Origin of the sequence: Mycobacterium paraterrae, assembly GCF_022430545.2 — a bacterium.
GTDB lineage: Bacteria > Actinomycetota > Actinomycetes > Mycobacteriales > Mycobacteriaceae > Mycobacterium > Mycobacterium paraterrae.
Genome location: NZ_CP092488.2, coordinates 2,410,463 through 2,426,751 on the forward strand (window position 1 = coordinate 2,410,463; position 16,289 = coordinate 2,426,751).

Consider the following 16,289-nt stretch of genomic DNA (forward strand, 5'->3'; position numbering starts at 1 on the left):
TTACCCGATTACCGGGAGTCGACGCTCTTTGGCCAGCCCGTCAAGCGCCTCTTGCATGACGCGCCGGACGTGCGTATCGACCGTGGCTATGTCCGGGTCTTCACCGAATTCGGCTGTGATATCAATGGGATCGAGCACCTGCATGACGATCTTGGTCGGCAGCGGCACGTTGATCGGCAGTACCGCGGAGAGCCCGAACGGGAAGCCCACCGAGATCGGCAGGATCTTCGAGCGCAGCAGCTTGTCCAGTCGCAGGAGCTTGGCCAGTCCCGTTCCGCGGGACAGGTAGAGCTGACTCTCCTGGCCGCCGATGGCCACCGCCGGCACGATCGGCACCCCGGCGTTTAGTGCCGCCTTCACGTAACCGGTGCGCCCGTCGAAGTCGATCACGTTCTCGGACAACGTCGGTCGATACACGTCGTAGTCGCCGCCGGGGAAGACCACCACCACACCGCCGGAACGCAGTGCCTCGTCGGCGTTTTCGTGGTTGGCCCGGATGAAGCCGGTGCGACGGAAGAAGTCGCCGGTGGGGCCGGTGAAAAGGACGTCGTGGCTCAGCGTGTAGACGGGGCGGTCATAGCCAAACTGCTCGTAGAACCCCGTGGCGAACACCGGCACGTCCATCGCGAACAGCCCGCCGGAATGGTTTGCCACCACCAGCGCACCGCCCGCGGGGAAGGACTCCAGGCCGCGAACCTCTGCGCGGTGGTAGCCCTTGATCAGCGGTCGAAGCCAGCCCATCACCCGCTCGGTGAGTGCGGGATCCCACTTGGACAGCTCGGTTGGTTCGTCGTTATTGGCAGCCATTTGGCTGTGATGCTAGCCGCTGAAGGACGGCTCGCTACCATCTCTGCAATAGCCGTTACAGCGAGGACAAGGAGTGTCACACCGCCGTGAGCACCGAAGAAGCCACCGAACCCGAAGTCCTCGTCGAACAGCGGGATCGGATCCTGATCATCACCATCAACCGGCCGAAAGCCAAGAACGCGGTCAACTCCGCGGTCGCCCACGGTCTGGCCGACGCGATGGACAAGCTCGACGGCGACCCGGGGCTGTCGGTGGGCATCCTGACTGGGGCGGGCGGCTCGTTCTGCGCGGGCATGGACCTCAAGGCGTTTGCCCGCGGCGAGGTTCCGATCGTCGAAGGCCGGGGCATGGGCTTCACCGAGCGCCCGCCCGTCAAGCCGTTGATCGCGGCGGTCGAAGGCTATGCGTTGGCCGGTGGTACCGAATTAGCGCTGGCCACCGACCTGATCGTGGCGTCGAAGGACGCGTCGTTCGGCATCCCCGAGGTCAAGCGCGGACTGGTCGCCGGCGGCGGCGGCCTGCTGCGGCTGCCCGAGCGCATCCCTCCCGCGATTGCGATGGAACTGGCGCTGACCGGCGAGAGCTTCACCGCCGAGCGGGCGCACGCGCTGGGGATGGTCAATGTGCTGGCCGAGCCGGGTGGCGCACTCGACGCGGCGATCGATCTTGCGGAGCGGATCACGGTCAATGGCCCGCTCGCGGTGGCCGCCACCAAGCAGATCATCGTCGAGTCCCGCGGATGGAGCCCCGACGAGCGATTCGGCAAGCAGAACAGCATCCTGATGCCGGTCTTCGGCTCGAACGACGCCAAGGAGGGCGCGATCGCGTTCGCCGAAAAGCGGCCGGCCCACTGGACCGGTACCTGAGCTCACGCCGCCCGGTGCTCGTCTAGGCCTTCGGTATCGGAACTGTCTTCGGCGGTCACCGGACCGGCCACCCTCGCCGCGGCGTCGGTGGTCGGCACCGGCGCCAGACCCGGCTCGGGGGTGCGCATCATCGCCGCACGCGCATCGAGCACGTGGCCGATGAAGAAGTCGTACAACACGATCCCGGCGACCGCACCGAACAGCGGCATGAACACCGGTATCCACCAGTAGTTGGTCGTCTGCCCGTAATCGCCGGGCAGCGCGAGCTTCCCCCAGCCCTCGAGCCATGCGAAAACCCGCGGGCCGATCTCACGAGCGGGGTTCAGCGCATAGCCCGCGTTGGTGCCGTAGGAGCAGCCGATCACCGCGATGATCAAGCCGATCAGCAGCGGCGCCATGTTGCCGGCGGGCGCTTGATTGCGGTTGTCGATCAGCGCCGCGATCAGCACGACCAGGATCGCGGTTCCGACCAGCTGGTCGACAACGGGTCCGAGGTAGCCACCATGGAAGTACTGCGCCGGTGACGTCGCGAAAATCCCGTAGGTATCCATCGCGTTCGCCCGGGAGATCCCGGCGTCGTGGGCTTCGATCGCGGGCCGGTACACGGCGTACACCGCGGCGGCTCCGCAGAAGGCGCCGGCAATCTGCGCCGCCCAGTACGGAATGACGTTGCGCCAGTCGAACTTTCGAGCCACCGCGAAGGCCAGCGTCACGGCCGGGTTGAAGTGTGCACCGCTGATACCGCCGGAGACGTATGCGGCCAGCATCACGGCGAATGCCCAGCCGAAAATGTTGATCAACCAATTGTCCGGTCCGAACGGCATGGTCTGCCGGCCGGAGCCGGGCAGGCCCACGGTGTTGACGGCGCAGGTGCCCAGGCCGAGCAGCAGAAGCACGAACGTCCCGAAGAACTCGGCGAGCATGGCGCCCGCGACCCCGGCACGTAGCCGCGTCAAGGTGGAGTGTTCGGGCGCAAGATCCGGTGTGGAGGTCGTCAACGCGATTCCCAACTCGCTCGTGGTTGCTTGGTCAACTACTGGCGGCCTCGGGGCCGGATAACCCTTCGCTTTGGGGATAAACGACGCGTCAGCCGTGACGTCGGCCACGACAGGGGCTGAATGTGACGTGATCTAAACTGGCATGACATTTCCGACGAGCTTTGTAACGTTGAGACACCACAGAAAGCGCGCGCGTGAGTATTTCGCTACTTCTCGAGATGGCCAGCTCGAGCGATCCCGAGCGGACGGCCGTCGTCTCAGGTGATGTCCGTTTGACGACGCAGCAGCTCAGCGATCTCGCCGACGGCGGCGCGGGGATCATTGCCGGTTCACAGGCATCGCACGTCGCCTACGTCGGTGTCGGCGGCGCGATGCTGCCGCTGTTGATCTTCGCGTCGGCACGCGCCGGGCTGACGTTCACGCCGATCAACTACCGGCTGTCGGCTGACGGCATCAAGGCGCTGATCGCGCGATTGCCCGAGCCGCTGGTGGTTATCGACAAGCGCTATCTCGACGAGTTGGGCGGCCCCGACGGCCTGACCGGGGTGGCCAAGCAGGTGATGTTGTCCGACGAGTTCCTCGCCAGGGCACGCGACGCTGAGCCGGTCGTGGAGTTCGCCGACCCGGACTCGGTGGGGATCGTGCTGTTCACCTCGGGCACCACGTCGCAGCCCAAAGCCGTCGAGCTGACTCACAACAACCTGACCAGCTACATCACCGGAACCGTCGAATTCGGCTCGGCCGAGGAAACCGATGCCGCGCTGATCTGTGTACCGCCGTACCACATTGCCGGGGTCAGCGCGGCCCTGTCGAACCTCTATGCCGGACGCAAGATGGTCTATCTGCCGGTCTTCGACCCGACGGAGTGGTTGCGACTCGTCGACGCCGAGCAGGTCACCAGCGCCACCGTGGTGCCGACGATGCTGGACCGGATCGTCGCGGTGTTGGAGGGCGGCGGCCACCGGCTGCCATCGCTGCGCAACCTGGCCTACGGCGGCTCGAAGGTGCCGTTACCGCTGGTGCGCAAGGCTCTCGAGTTGCTGCCGCACGTCGGATTCGTCAACGCCTACGGCTTGACCGAGACGAGTTCGACCATCGCGGTGCTGACGCCTGATGACCACCGCCAAGCGCAGGCCGCCGCCGACCCGGCGGTGCTGCGACGGTTGGGGTCGGTCGGCCAGCCCGTGCCGAGCGTCGAGGTGCAGATCCGCGGCGAGGACGGCACCGTGCTGCCGGCGGGCGAAACCGGCGAACTGTTCGTCCGGGGCGAGCAGGTGTCCGGCCGCTACACCGGGATCGGCTCGGTGCTTGACGCCGACGGATGGTTCCCGACCAAGGACATCGCCATGCTGGACGAGGGCGGCTATTTGTTCATCGGTGGCCGCAGCGACGACACGATCATCCGCGGCGGGGAGAACATCGCGCCCGCTGAACTGGAGGACGTGCTCGTCGAGCATCCCGATGTGCGCGACGTCGCGGTCGTCGGGGTCGAGGATCCGCAGTGGGGGCAGGCGATCGTTGCGGTGGTGGTCCCGGCCGCCGGCGCCGACCCCGACCCCGAGGAACTGCGCGAGCATGTCCGCAAGAGTTTGCGGGGGTCGCGGACCCCTGACCGGGTAGTCTTTCGCGACGAGCTGCCCACCAACGCGACAGGCAAAGTGCTTCGCCGCGACATCGTCGAAGAGCTTCGCGCCGCTCCGGCCGAGCAGTAATCGAACGCAAGGATCGAAAATCATGATCAAGAACGGAACCCGTCTGGCCAGCCAGGTCTGCGACACCCAGGTGATCGTCGTCCGCAGCGCCGACAGCCTCGATGATCTGCGGTGCGGTGGGGCGCCGATGGTGGAGTTGGGCGCCGAGCGGTCCGGTGAACTCGATCCGGCCTTCTCCGATGGCGCGATCATGGGCAAGCGATACGTCGACGACGCCGGCGCCGAGGTGCTGGTGACCAAGGCCGGCGCCGGCACACTGGCGGTGGGCGAGACGCCGCTGAGCCTGAAGGAAGCCAAGCCGCTGCCGGCCAGCGACTAGCGCCTCAGGCGGTCGGTACTCCGTTGCGGAGAACGAATTCTTTTGCCTTGACCAGGAATTCGAGCTGCTCGTAGACCGTGTGGAGCGGTTCGCTGCTCCAGGTCGATCGGCAGAGTACGACGGCGCCTTCGAGCGTCGCGATCGACATCACCGCCAGCGCATCGGCGTCGGGCTCCTGAAACCCGTCGGCGACGAACGCCCACGTGAGCGCGGTACGCCAATGCGCGAAGATCCGCGCCGCCTCCGTCGACAGCCGAACTTCGTCGTCGCCGGAACCGATGGCCGCCGCAACCACCGGACAGCCCGCGTGGAAGTCGCTGTCGGCCAGTACGCGTTCCCAAAAGCTTACGAACTGTTTGAGTAGCACTTTCGCGCCGCGGCTTGCGGCGTCATCGATATCAGCGGTGATCGCGTCGCCGGCGTACTGCAACGCCTCGGCCAGAATCTGGTTGCGACCTTCGGGAAAGTGGTAGTACACCGATCCGCGGGGGGCACCACTGCGAGTCAGCACTTCGTCAATGGTGACGCCGGCGGCGCCGCGTTCGCGCATCACCTCGGCGGCGCTGATAAGCATTTTGGTTCGGGTGTCACCGCGCTTGCGGCGAGCGTGAGTCGCTAACGACATGGGGGCGTCTATCTGACGAACCTCAGGCCGCGGGGGTCTGGCGGAGCTGTGGCATCCGCCAGTGGATGGTCCGCGGGTTGAACCGCGCCGGGTGCAGCGTGCCGCGGCGCAAGCCGACCCATTCACCGCTCAAGCGGTAGCCGGCCAGGTTCAGTTCGACGATCACCATGGTCCCTCCTGAGGACTATGTAAGAGACCATATAAGACCCGCGTGTAGCAAGCAAGGCAATTGTCTGTTCCCGCCTGGACAACGGCCTAAACCACGATCAGCAAACTCCCATCTCGGAGACACGGCAGACGGGCGGCATCCCGGCGGATTATGGGTCATCGCATATTTACTCATGGCGATGTGAAGCCGTGGCAGAGCGTCACAAGCGCCGCAGCCCCCGAAGGACCGTCGTGAAGTGGCGAGCGGAGGCCAGCCCTTTGCGCAGGCTGCGCTGCAAGGGGCTCACGTTCGAGAGCACCAGGTAGCGGACACCGTGATCGCGCCAGTCCGCGGCCTGTTCGAGGATGTCCTTCGGGCGCCCGGTCAGGGCGGCGTCACGCAGAAGCGCTTGCGGAATCTGCTCGACATAGGACAAGGCCGTCGCTTCGTCGATGTCGTGCGGCAAGATGTCCTGCCCTCCGGAGAAGCCCCTTCCCAACGGATGTTGAGCGCCGTGGCGCGCGTACATCTCGTCAGGAAAGTTCAGACCGCCGATTCTGACCATCTCGGAATCGAGCGCGTCGTCTACATCCTGCTGATTCCCGCCGGTGATCACCGGCATCCACAGGGCGGGGACGATCTTGAGCGGATCGCGCCCCGCGTCAGAAGCAGCGCCGCGCACCGCCTCTAACCGTTGCGCGTAGTCCTCAGGACGCTGCGCAAACGCGGGGAGAAAACCGTCGGCGTAACGTCCTACCGTGCGGAGCATGCGAGGGCCATGACCGGCAATCCAGATCTCCGGCCATTCGCCCCGATACGGCGGCAGATCGAACAGGGCGTTGTGGAGCGGGAAGTAGGGCGAATCACGATTGATCAGTTCGCCTTTCGAATCCCAGAGTGCTCTGATTGTCGCGACCGCCTCTTCGAACCGAGAAACCGGTCGCGACCAGTCGACGCCGTACGGTTGGTTGCCTTCTCGTTCGCCGGGACCGATGCCCAGAATCGCGCGGCCACGCGTCAAGTGATGCAACGTCACCGCGGCCTGCGCGGTGACGGCGGGATTGCGGCGACCCGAGTCGGTGACCGCGACGCCCAGTCGCAGTCGCCCGATCCGGTTGCGCGCCGCCAAGTGCCCCAGCATCGTCCACGGCTCCATATATGCGTCCAGGGACGGCACGATTCTGGCCGCGCCGCAATACTTCTGCTGCCATAGCGACCGGGGAAACAGGCCATTGAGATGGTCGGGAACCCAAAACGAGTCGACCCGGTTCGCCGCTGCGCTCAGATAGGTCGTCCTTGTGAACGCCTCGGCTCGGGGCCGGGAAACGAAAACGGGACCCTGCACGCCCACGCGAAAACCGGCCACGACAACGCCCCTCCGTCGGATTGAGGCACAGTGTGGCTCAGGTGGGGCGACTCCGTGGCACGACTCGCAGTTTCGGCGTAATGCTGTGCGGACGTGTTTGCCGACTGCAAAATGCTGAGTGTGGGAGGGGAGACGCCCGAGCGTGCCGGGGATTTTCGGGCGGTCACGGAATTCCTCGAGCGCGCGCAAGCGGGCGCAGCAGGTTTGGTGGTCGAGGGTGAAGCGGGTATCGGTAAGACCACGCTCATGCTCGGCGCGACAGCCGAGGCGGAGTCGCGGGGCTTCCGAGTGCTGTCGGCCCAAGGTTCACCCGCTGAGGTGACCTATGCCTACGCCGCTGTGGCGGACCTCCTGCGAGATGTCGACGACGGGATGTGGTCGGAACTGCCGGCGCTGCAACGATATGCGTTAGAGCGAGCGCGCGTCGGGGAGGTCGACGGCGGCGGCCCTGCCACCGACGAACGCACAGTGGCTATCGCTGTGCTGGCAGTCATCCAGCGCTGCAGCACGCATGCACCGATTCTGGTGTCCATCGACGATGCCCAATGGCTGGACGCCTCCAGTCGCGCGGCGATCAGCTTTGTCGCGCGGCGGCTTGCCGGGCCGGTGGGAATGGCCCTCAGTTTTCGGACCGGAGACCCCGAATCGGCAGACGACCGATCGTGGTTGCGGTTCCACCGGCCCGAGACCGTGACGCAGGCGCGCATCCGTCCACTGGGCCGCAGAGCCGTGCACGCGCTGGTCACCGATCGGTTGGGTCATGCGCTGCCACGTCCGATCATGACGCGGATCTACGAGGTATCCGGAGGTAACCCGCTTTTCGCGCTCGAACTCGCTGCCAGCGCGGCCGACGATGTCACGGCCACCGCGATCGACCTGCCGGACAGTCTTGCCGCGCTGGTCCGACGCCGTATCGGCCACGCCGATGACGACGCCGCTGCGGTGCTGTTGGCCACCGCGTGCAGCGCAGCGCCGACAGTGGAGACGCTCGCCCGTGCCACCGACAAGTCGACTGACGACGTCGTCGAGATCCTCGACGCGATGGAACATTCACGCACCATCGTCGTCGACGGACAACGCGTGCGGTTCAGGCATCCGCTGTTCGCCAGCGGGGTGTACACCGACGCCGCTCCGTCGACCCGAAGGGCCATGCATCGCAAGCTCGCCGCCCTGGTCGACCGGCCGGAGGTCAGGGCTCGCCATCTCGCCCTTGCGGCCGCGACCGGAGATGCGGCGGTGCTCGCTGCGCTGGACGCTGCCGCCGACGCGACGATTGCCCAGGGCGCCCCCGCGGTCGCTGCCGAATTGCTGGAATTGGCAATGAAATTGGGCGGGGATGACGTGTGGCGGCGGATCCGCGCCGGCGAGCTGTATTTCCGCGCGGGTTCCATCGCCGCGGCGCGCGCACTTCTGCGGGCGGCGCTCGCCGATGCACCACCCGGGGCATTACGGTGCATGGCGCTGATGTGGCTCGGCGGCGTTCAGGCTTACGACGACGACATGGCTGGCGCGGTCGAGACCATGACCCAGGCCATCAAGGAGGTCGGCGACAACGCGGTGCTGGGGCTGCTGTGTCGACTGCGGCTGGCGCTGGCGCTCGTGATGACCGATCGCCTGAACGACGCGATCCGCCTGGTCGAGGATGCCGTCGAGCTCGCTGACCAGCTCGGAGTGCCGAGCCTGCAAAGTCAGGCGCGATCGATTTGGGTGGCTGGCACCTTTGTCGCCGGGTGGGGCGTCGATTACGAAAAGCTCAAGACTGCACTCGAATTCGAAGATCCACTCAGCGGGGCAACCACATTCTTTCGGGCCAGCGCGGTGGAGGCGATGGTCTCCGGATACGTCGGGGCTCTGGACCGTGCCCGCACACAGATGCAGGCAGTGCAAAAGCAAATGCTCGACGGTGGCACTGAGGTCGACATCATCTGGGCTGCAGTGCATTTAGCCGCGATCGATATCTGGGCGGGTCGTTACCAGGACGCCGCCGACGCAGCCGAGGAGGCGTTGGAACGCGCGGAGCAGATGGGCGGCAGATTTGCGCTCGTCACCGCGTGGACGCCGCGATGCGCCGTCGCCGCCTATGCCGGGCGGGAGGCCGAAGCGCGCGGCCTTTGTCAGCTCGCGATCGACACCTCCTACGAGATCGGCGCGCCGCAGATGGCCAAAGAGCCGAGGAGCAGCCTGGCGTTCCTGGAAGTGTCGCTGGGCAACTACCCGGCGGCGCTCGTGGTGCTCAAGCCCGACCTCGACGCCTTCGACGGCACGGGGGGAACCGAGATCGAAGGTGGCCGGCATCTGCCGGACGCGATCGAAGCGTTGACCGCGGTCGGTAGAGCGGATGAAGCCGAGCCGCTAGTCGAGGCGCTGGAGCGCAACGGGATTCACCACGACCGGCCATGGATGCTGGCGATGGGCGCACGCGGGCGTGGTCACCTGTTTGCCGCACGTGGCGATCTCGGCGGGGCGCAACGCGCGGTCGAGCAGGCCATGGCCCAGCACGAGCGGCTACCCATGCCGTTCGAAAAGGCGCGCACGCAACTGCTTTTGGGCCAGGTTCAGCGGCGCCGCCGCCGCAGGCAGGAGGCCACCGCTTCGCTTCGCGAAGCGCTGGGCACCTTCGAGCGGCTCGGCACACCGCTCTGGGCGGCACGCGCGCAAGCGGACCTGGACCGACTGGACAGCCCCCGCGGCGACGGGCGGGGGCTCAGCGCCGCCGAGCTGCGCACCGCGAAGCTGGCTGCGGCTGGCCGGTCCAACAAGCAGATCGCGGCCGAACTGTTCATTTCCGAAAAGACCGTCGAGATGTATCTGAGCGCCGCTTATCGCAAGCTCGGCGTCCGTTCGCGGGCTGGACTTTCCACCGCGCTCGACCTCTGAAATCGAGTTCGTGCGGCCAGCCGCGCACACGAGCTCGAACGTCAGGCTGGCCGCACATGCGGCGGCAACGATCAGTCGGCGGTGTAACCCATCGGCATCAGCACGCTCTTCTGCTGGGTGAAGTGCTCGACGCCTTCGGGCCCGTTTTCGCGGCCGATGCCCGAGTTCTTGTACCCGCCGAACGGACAGCACGGGTCGAACGCGTACCAGTTGATCGCGTAGGTACCGGTGCGGATCTGTTCGGAGACCTTGATGCCGCGCGGGACATCGGTGGTCCACACGCTGCCGGCCAGCCCGTACGCGGAGTCGTTGGCGATCTTGATCGCGTCTTCCTCGGTGTCGTAGGCAATGATGCTCAGGACCGGTCCGAAGATCTCCTCCTGCGCGATCGTCATCTTGTTGTCGACGTCGGCGAACACGGTGGGCTGAATGTAGAAACCGTCGTCCAGGCCCTCGGGACGCTTACCCCCCGTGACCAGGCGTGCGCCCTCTTCCACGCCCTTGGCGATGTATCCCTCGACACGGTCGCGCTGTTTCGCCGAGATCAGCGAACCGATTTGCGCGCCCGCGTCCGACGGAGGCCCGACGGGCAGCGAGGCCGCGAAATTGCCGACCGCTTCGACGATTTCGTCGTAGCGCGAGCGCGGCGCGAGAATGCGGGTCTGGGCCACGCAGGCCTGGCCGGTGTTCATGAGTCCGGAGAACACCAGCATCGGCACGGCGGACGGCAGGTCGACGTCCTCGAGCAGGATCGCGGCCGACTTGCCACCGAGCTCCAGCGTGCACGGCTTGAGCATCTCGGCAGCGCGCTTGCCGATCTCCTTGCCCACCGCCGAGCTTCCGGTGAACGAGAAGATGTCGACGTCCGGGTTGGACGTCAGCGCCTGACCGGTCTCGGCGCCGCCGGGAACAATCGACAGCACACCCTCGGGCAGGCCGGCCTCGGCGAAAGCCTCCGCCAAAGCGTTGGCGCTCAGCGGTGTTTCGGCAGCGGGCTTCAGCACCACCGTGCAGCCCGCCAGCAACGCCGGGCCCAGCTTGTTGATCGCCAGGAACAGCGGCACGTTCCACGCCACGATCGCGCCGACGACGCCGATCGGTTCCCGGTAGACGATGGTCTGCCCGTAGCCACCGTTGCGAATCTCTTGCCATTTGACCTGATCGACGGCGGGGCCTGCGAAGAAGTTGAGGCACCCGATGCCGCTCATCCACTGCATGGTCTCGACGGACATCGGCGGCTGGCCGGTCTCGAGGCCGAGCAGCTTGACGAAGCTGTCCTTGCGCTCCTCCAGCAGCTTGAGGGCGTTGCCGATGACGGCGGCGCGTTCTTTCGGCGGGGTGGACGGCCACGGGCCGTCGTCGAATGCGGTCCGCGCCGCGGCAATCGCGGCGTTGACGTCGGCCGCCGCCGCCAGCGGCACCTTGCCGACGTATTCGCCGGTGGCGGGGCAGTGCACCTCGATGACCTCTGATGTCGACGGCTCAGTCCACTTGCCGCCGATGAAAAGCTTGTCGTACTCCGTTGTAGCTTGCTTCGTTGCGACGTCAGTCATGCACGTCACACTACCCAAGGCGAGCCGAAACGAGAACACGTTTCATTATCGCGGTTGCAGGACAAGCACCAGATTGCTCACCAGGAACTCGCGCAGCATCGGGACGCCGGTCAACCACCAGGCCCATTTCGGGTGGTAGCGGGGGAACGCGGCGACCAGCGCGCCGGTGCTGGCAGCCCAGTCCAGGCCGTCGGCCGCCGAGACCGCGAACAACGACGACCCGTAGTTGTTTTTGGCCGGACGCCCGTGTTTGCGCGCGTAACGCGCTGCCGCCCGCTCGCCGCCGAGATAGTGGGACACGCCCATTTCGTGGCCGCCGAACGGTCCGAGCCAGACGGTGTAGGACAGCACTGCCAGGCCGCCGGGCCTGGTGACCCGGAGCATCTCGCCGCCCAGCACCCACGGTCTGGGCACGTGCTCGGCGACGTTCGACGAGAGGCAGATGTCGACGCTGTTGTCGGCGAACGGCAACGCCAAGCCGGACGCGCGGACGAACGTTCCGGCCTCACGCGCCACCACCGGGCCTGCGGCGTGCATTTCATTCGCGTCTGGCTCGACGCCGACGTAGTGCAACCCTGCTTCGGTGAATGCCGCGGCGAAATATCCCGGACCGCCACCGACGTCGAGCACGCGGCGCCCAACCGGTGGTTCACCGTGGGCGCCTCGCCAGAGATCGCTGACCAGGTCGACGGTGTCGGCGGCCAGCGGGCCGTAGAACCGCGGCGGGTCACCCTGTTCGCGGCGAAAGCTCGACAACAGCCGCACCGAGCGGCGCAGGGTCGCCCGCCGGGCGAACACTCCGGTCACGGCCACCGGCCAACCCTACGTTTGACGCCGGATAGGCTGGCCAGATGTCCGGTGTGCGCTCGGTGCTGCTTCTGTGCTGGCGCGATACCGGTCATCCGCAGGGCGGCGGCAGCGAGACGTATCTGCAGCGGATCGGCGCGCAGCTGGCCGGCTCCGGCGTCGACGTCACGCTGCGCACCGCGCGATACCCGGGTGCGGCGCGACGGGAAGTCGTCGACGGTGTCCACATCGACCGCGTCGGCGGGCGCTACTCCGTCTACATCTGGGCGATGCTGGCGATGGCCGCGGCCAGGCTGGGTCTCGGCCCGCTCCGACGCGTCCGGCCCGACGTCGTTGTCGACACCCAGAACGGCCTGCCTTTTCTTGCCCGGCTGATCTACGGCCCGCGGGTGGTGGTGCTAGTGCACCACTGTCATCGTGAACAGTGGCCGGTGGCGGGCTGGTTCCTCGGGCGTGTCGGCTGGTTCGTCGAATCGTGGCTGTCGCCGCGGCTGAACCGCCGCAATCAGTACGTGACGGTGTCGCTCCCGTCGGCTCGCGACCTCGTCGGCCTCGGCGTCCAGAACGAGCGAATCGCCGTCGTCCGCAACGGACTCGACCGGGCTCCCGCTTCGACGTTGACCGGCCCTCGCGCTCCGGCGCCGCGTGTGGTCGTGCTGTCGCGACTCGTGCCGCACAAGCAGATCGAGGATGCGCTGGACGCGGTGGCCCGGCTGCGGGCCTCGGTACCGGATCTGCACCTCGACGTCGTCGGCGGTGGTTGGTGGGACCGACGATTGGTCGACCACGCCCGGCAGCTGGGAATCGGCGACGCGGTGACGTTCCACGGGCATGTCGGCGACGAAGCCAAACACGCTGTGCTGCAACAGGCATGGGTGCACGTCCTGCCTTCCCGCAAAGAGGGCTGGGGGCTGGCGGTGATCGAGGCGGCTCAGCATGGGGTGCCCACCGTCGGCTATCGGTCGTCGGGGGGGCTTGTCGACTCGATCATCGACGGGGTCACCGGGGTGCTGGTCGACGACCATGCCGGCCTGGTGAACCGGCTCGAGCAGTTGTTGGCCGACTCGGTGCTGCGTGACGAGCTCGGCGCGAAGGCGCAAGCGCGCAGTGCCGAATTCTCCTGGCGGACAAGCGCGGACGCGATGCGCTCGGTGCTGGAGTCAGTCGCCGCCGGAGGCCGTGTCACCGGCGTGCTGTGACATCCCCCTCCTCCTGACCCTGCCCACCGCCAGTCCGACCGCAGAGCCGAGCAGCATCGCCAGCCATGCCAGATGCGCGACGATGACCACGATCCGCCTGCCCATTGACGCGCCGGTGCTGTTTCCTTCGACGCGGTAGAGCATCAAGTCGGACCCGCGATACGCAACCGGCAGTCGATCGAAAGTCTCTGCGGCCAAGCCGATGTCGCCGGGAGTGCCCAGCTCGACTACCAGCCACCCCACGCCGGCCGCTCGTATCCTTTCTGGGTCGGCTCCGTTCAGTAGTAGGTCCTGCACTGCACGTGCCCGATCGCCCTCGCCTAGGACGGTCGTCCCAGAGATCGTCAGGTCGCCGGTCGCCAGCACGTCGGCGCGCAGCCAACGCGGCAACGGATCGAGCACCGGGGCCGGTCCTGACCAGCTGAATCGCCGCATGGTGTCGGCGGGCAACACCGCGACCTCGGCGGGAGCGCGGTTGATCGCCGCGGCGACGGTGGTCCAATCGGCGGGGTAGCGCACCGAGGTCACCTTCCCGGCTACTCCCCAGGCCAAATCGGGCAACGACAGCACCAGCGCCAGACAGCACAGGAGCGCGGCCGGCAACGGGTTCAACCACCGTCGCAATGTGAGCACCGCTGCCGCGGCCGCCAGCGCGTAGCCGGGCATCGCCAATGCAACCCACTTCTGGGTATCCCGTAAAACGCCCAGCGCGGGCACGGCTTCGACCACGGCGTGTAGGACGGCCAGGCCCGGGCCGGTCGCCAATGCCGCGGGAATCAACACCGAAACGGCCGCGAGCACCAGCAGCGGTCGCACCGCACGGCACCGCGCCAATGCGACGCAACCGGCGACCACCAGCGCCAGGAGCGCGACAGCGGACACCACGGCGAAATATGTTGCGCGCGAATCGGGTACCGCATCGCCGTTCCAGATGCCGCCCAAGCTGGCCAGGCTTCCCACAGTGCCCAGCCCCGGCTCGGCGCGCGCTGCGAAAGCGGCGATACCGGGGGTGTGCGCCCACATGCCCGACGACGCCAACCCGAGCGCGGACGCCGTCAACCATGGCAGCGCCGCGACCACCGCCACCCCCACCGTGATTGCGGCGCAACGCCGGCGTGGGAAGCTCCCGGGGATCGCGGCGCAGGTCAGCCCGACGATCGCGGCGAGAATCAGCCCGGTGGGGGTCAGTCCAGCCAACGCAACCCAGAACGCCAGCGTGAGAACCGTTGGCCACGAGGATTTTTCGGCCACTCGCAGCGATGCGACCGTTGTCGCCACCCAGGGAAGACAGCCATACCCGAGTAGCAGGCTCCAATGGCCCTGCAGTAGTCGCTCGCCGACATAGGGGTTCCAGATGGCTACCGTGGTCGCGGTGAACTGGCCTCCCACACCGGATTTCGGCACCAGCGCCGCGGCCAGTCGACCCGCGCCCCACCCGGCCAGAAACAGGCCCAGCACGAGCAGGGCCTTCACCACGATGCCGCCGTCTATGCAATGCGAAGCCAGCGCGACCGCAAAGTCTTGCGGTGTGGCCCGAGGGGCCGACATCAGGCCCAGTGCGCTATCGGTCAGATATGACGTCGGCGTGGAGGCTGCGTCGCGCAGCAACAGGTAGCCGGGGCTCAGCAACGGCGCCGCGACCAGCAGCGTCAACGCGAGCGCGTACCCGGGCCGAAACCAGCGCACGCTGGGAGCTAGCTAAGCGAGATCGGGCGGTCCAGACGTCGGCGGACCTCCCGTACTCGACGGGCCGTCGCGCTTGACGTCCTTGGGTGGCGTGGGAATCTTCTCGGTCTCCGCCTCGGCGCCGGGTACCCGCGCCGGCGGCGGCTCTCCGCGACCGAAGAAGCCATGCTCGTCGTCGTCCGAATCCGATTCCGTCAGCGCGGTTTCGGTCCGCAGACTGAAGGACCCCAGCAGCAGTCCACCGATCAGCGCGATCACCCCGGCGGCGGTGAACGTGATGGGCAGCACTCGCGACCACAGCGCCAACCGGTCACGCTCGTTGCGCGCGGAGTTCACCTGCGACTCGACTGTCTCCTCGGTCGAGGTGACCTTGTAATCGGCCAGTGTCACCTCGGGCTTCAACGCATCACGCGCGTAGTAGTGGTTGGCCCGCTCCTGCTTTTTGACGATCGTCCCCGACTCGGGGTCTACCCAGAACGTCCGTTGCGCGGCGTAATAGCGCGTCAACGTGATCTTTTCCTCTGGGTCGCCAGGCAGACCCCACATCTCGGCGGTGTTGGTGACCTTGCTGTCGGCATCGTCGGCGTACAGCGACGGGTACCTGACCGGCTCGGCGAGTTTGCCGTCGGCGTCGTAGCCGACGTCTTGGGTGAATTTGTAGGCGGTCAGACCGTTGACGTCTTCTTCACCGTTGTAGTTGGCCTCGAAAGCCTTCTGCGCGATCGGGTCGAAGTAGGGGTACGACCGCTTCTCGGTGTGGAACGGGAACCGGTAGGACAGTCCCTCGTGGGGGAGCGCGATGTTGGTGGCCGGGCTTTCGTCTTTGAACCCGCGTGGCTTCTGCACCGCGCCGCCGGGATGAGTGTCGTCGGACACCGCCGAGGCGGTCTTCCGGTTGAGGGTGACCGTGTCGACCAGCGCGAGCAGCAGACCGGAGTCTTTCTGCTTGTCGCTGCGCCGCAGCGTGCTGCCCACCTGGAACGTCACGACGTCGGCGTTGGCGGGGGATTCGACGTCGATCTGCTGCTGCGCCACCACCGGTACGTTCTTGTCGACGACGAGCTTGGGGCTGTACAACGAAGCCGGGTCGACGACCGTGCCGTTGCCCTCACCGATCAAGGTGGCGTCGACGTCGAGCGGAATCTTCGTAATCCGGCTACCGGTATACGTCCACAGCAACAACGCGGCGATCAACAACGCTGCCCCGAGCCCCATGATCCCGCACGCGGCCATCCGCAACATGACTGCTCGGTTCACGCTGCCGTGACCTCCTCCTGGTCTCGTCCGGTGCTGGTACCCCGGGCTACCTGGGGTTACACCCGCCTA

At 66.8% G+C, this 16,289-nt stretch carries 14 protein-coding genes; 5 read left to right on the forward strand and 9 right to left on the reverse strand.

The genetic code is table 11. The features are described 5' to 3' along the window. On the reverse strand, window positions 1–807 hold the full coding sequence (locus tag MKK62_RS11535) for a 1-acyl-sn-glycerol-3-phosphate acyltransferase (protein ID WP_240260954.1): 807 nt from the start codon (window positions 805–807) through the stop codon (window positions 1–3). Between the two features lie 86 nt (window positions 808–893). Between MKK62_RS11535 and MKK62_RS11540 the strand changes: the two genes are divergently transcribed. Continuing rightward, the gene (locus tag MKK62_RS11540; protein WP_240260953.1) at window positions 894–1,673 is read left to right on the forward strand and encodes a crotonase/enoyl-CoA hydratase family protein; all 780 of its coding nucleotides are present in this window, start codon (window positions 894–896) and stop codon (window positions 1,671–1,673) included. A gap of 2 nt (window positions 1,674–1,675) precedes the next feature. On the opposite strand, the gene MKK62_RS11545 is transcribed toward MKK62_RS11540, so the two are convergent. Further along, window positions 1,676–2,671 (reverse strand): MIP/aquaporin family protein, encoded by a 996-nt coding sequence (locus tag MKK62_RS11545; protein WP_240260952.1) that lies wholly within the window; start codon window positions 2,669–2,671, stop codon window positions 1,676–1,678. A 194-nt stretch (window positions 2,672–2,865) separates the two neighbouring features. Between MKK62_RS11545 and MKK62_RS11550 the strand changes: the two genes are divergently transcribed. After that, window positions 2,866–4,383, forward strand: a complete 1,518-nt coding sequence (locus MKK62_RS11550) for a class I adenylate-forming enzyme family protein (RefSeq protein WP_240260951.1) — start codon at window positions 2,866–2,868, stop codon at window positions 4,381–4,383. 22 nt (window positions 4,384–4,405) lie between these two features. After that, complete coding sequence (locus MKK62_RS11555) at window positions 4,406–4,702, forward strand: hypothetical protein (protein ID WP_240260950.1); 297 nt, start codon at window positions 4,406–4,408, stop codon at window positions 4,700–4,702. A gap of 4 nt (window positions 4,703–4,706) precedes the next feature. On the opposite strand, the gene MKK62_RS11560 is transcribed toward MKK62_RS11555, so the two are convergent. From MKK62_RS11560 to MKK62_RS11570, 3 genes are all read right to left on the reverse strand, one after another. Then, window positions 4,707–5,327, reverse strand: coding sequence for a TetR/AcrR family transcriptional regulator (locus tag MKK62_RS11560; protein ID WP_240260949.1), 621 nt, complete (start codon window positions 5,325–5,327; stop codon window positions 4,707–4,709). A gap of 22 nt (window positions 5,328–5,349) precedes the next feature. Next, entirely contained in the window at window positions 5,350–5,496 is a 147-nt protein-coding gene (locus MKK62_RS11565; RefSeq protein ID WP_240260948.1) for a hypothetical protein, read from the reverse strand. A 199-nt stretch (window positions 5,497–5,695) separates the two neighbouring features. Then, a complete protein-coding gene (locus tag MKK62_RS11570) occupies window positions 5,696–6,841 on the reverse strand; it encodes an LLM class flavin-dependent oxidoreductase (protein WP_434085055.1) in 1,146 nt (381 codons plus the stop codon). Window positions 6,842–6,961: 120 nt separating this feature from the next. On the opposite strand from MKK62_RS11570, the gene MKK62_RS11575 reads away from it, so the two are divergent. Further along, complete coding sequence (locus MKK62_RS11575) at window positions 6,962–9,718, forward strand: helix-turn-helix transcriptional regulator (RefSeq protein ID WP_240260947.1); 2,757 nt, start codon at window positions 6,962–6,964, stop codon at window positions 9,716–9,718. A gap of 71 nt (window positions 9,719–9,789) precedes the next feature. Here MKK62_RS11575 and MKK62_RS11580 read toward each other — a convergent pair whose 3' ends face one another. Continuing rightward, window positions 9,790–11,271 carry an aldehyde dehydrogenase gene (locus MKK62_RS11580; protein WP_240260946.1) on the reverse strand — a complete coding sequence of 494 codons (1,482 nt, stop codon included), beginning with the start codon at window positions 11,269–11,271 and terminating at the stop codon, window positions 9,790–9,792. Between the two features lie 45 nt (window positions 11,272–11,316). Further along, window positions 11,317–12,084 (reverse strand): class I SAM-dependent methyltransferase, encoded by a 768-nt coding sequence (locus MKK62_RS11585; protein WP_240260945.1) that lies wholly within the window; start codon window positions 12,082–12,084, stop codon window positions 11,317–11,319. A gap of 38 nt (window positions 12,085–12,122) precedes the next feature. Here MKK62_RS11585 and MKK62_RS11590 point away from each other — a divergent pair, with 38 nt between their 5' ends. Further along, on the forward strand, window positions 12,123–13,277 hold the full coding sequence (locus MKK62_RS11590) for a glycosyltransferase family 4 protein (RefSeq protein ID WP_240260944.1): 1,155 nt from the start codon (window positions 12,123–12,125) through the stop codon (window positions 13,275–13,277). On the opposite strand, the gene MKK62_RS11595 is transcribed toward MKK62_RS11590, so the two are convergent. Further along, a complete protein-coding gene (locus tag MKK62_RS11595) occupies window positions 13,239–14,963 on the reverse strand; it encodes an MmpA family trehalose lipid delivery protein (protein ID WP_240260943.1) in 1,725 nt (574 codons plus the stop codon). The genes MKK62_RS11590 and MKK62_RS11595 overlap by 39 nt on opposite strands. A gap of 12 nt (window positions 14,964–14,975) precedes the next feature. Then, on the reverse strand, window positions 14,976–16,220 hold the full coding sequence (pgfA, locus tag MKK62_RS11600) for a cell envelope lipid trafficking protein PgfA (protein ID WP_240260942.1): 1,245 nt from the start codon (window positions 16,218–16,220) through the stop codon (window positions 14,976–14,978). Window positions 16,221–16,289: the final 69 nt, after the last annotated feature.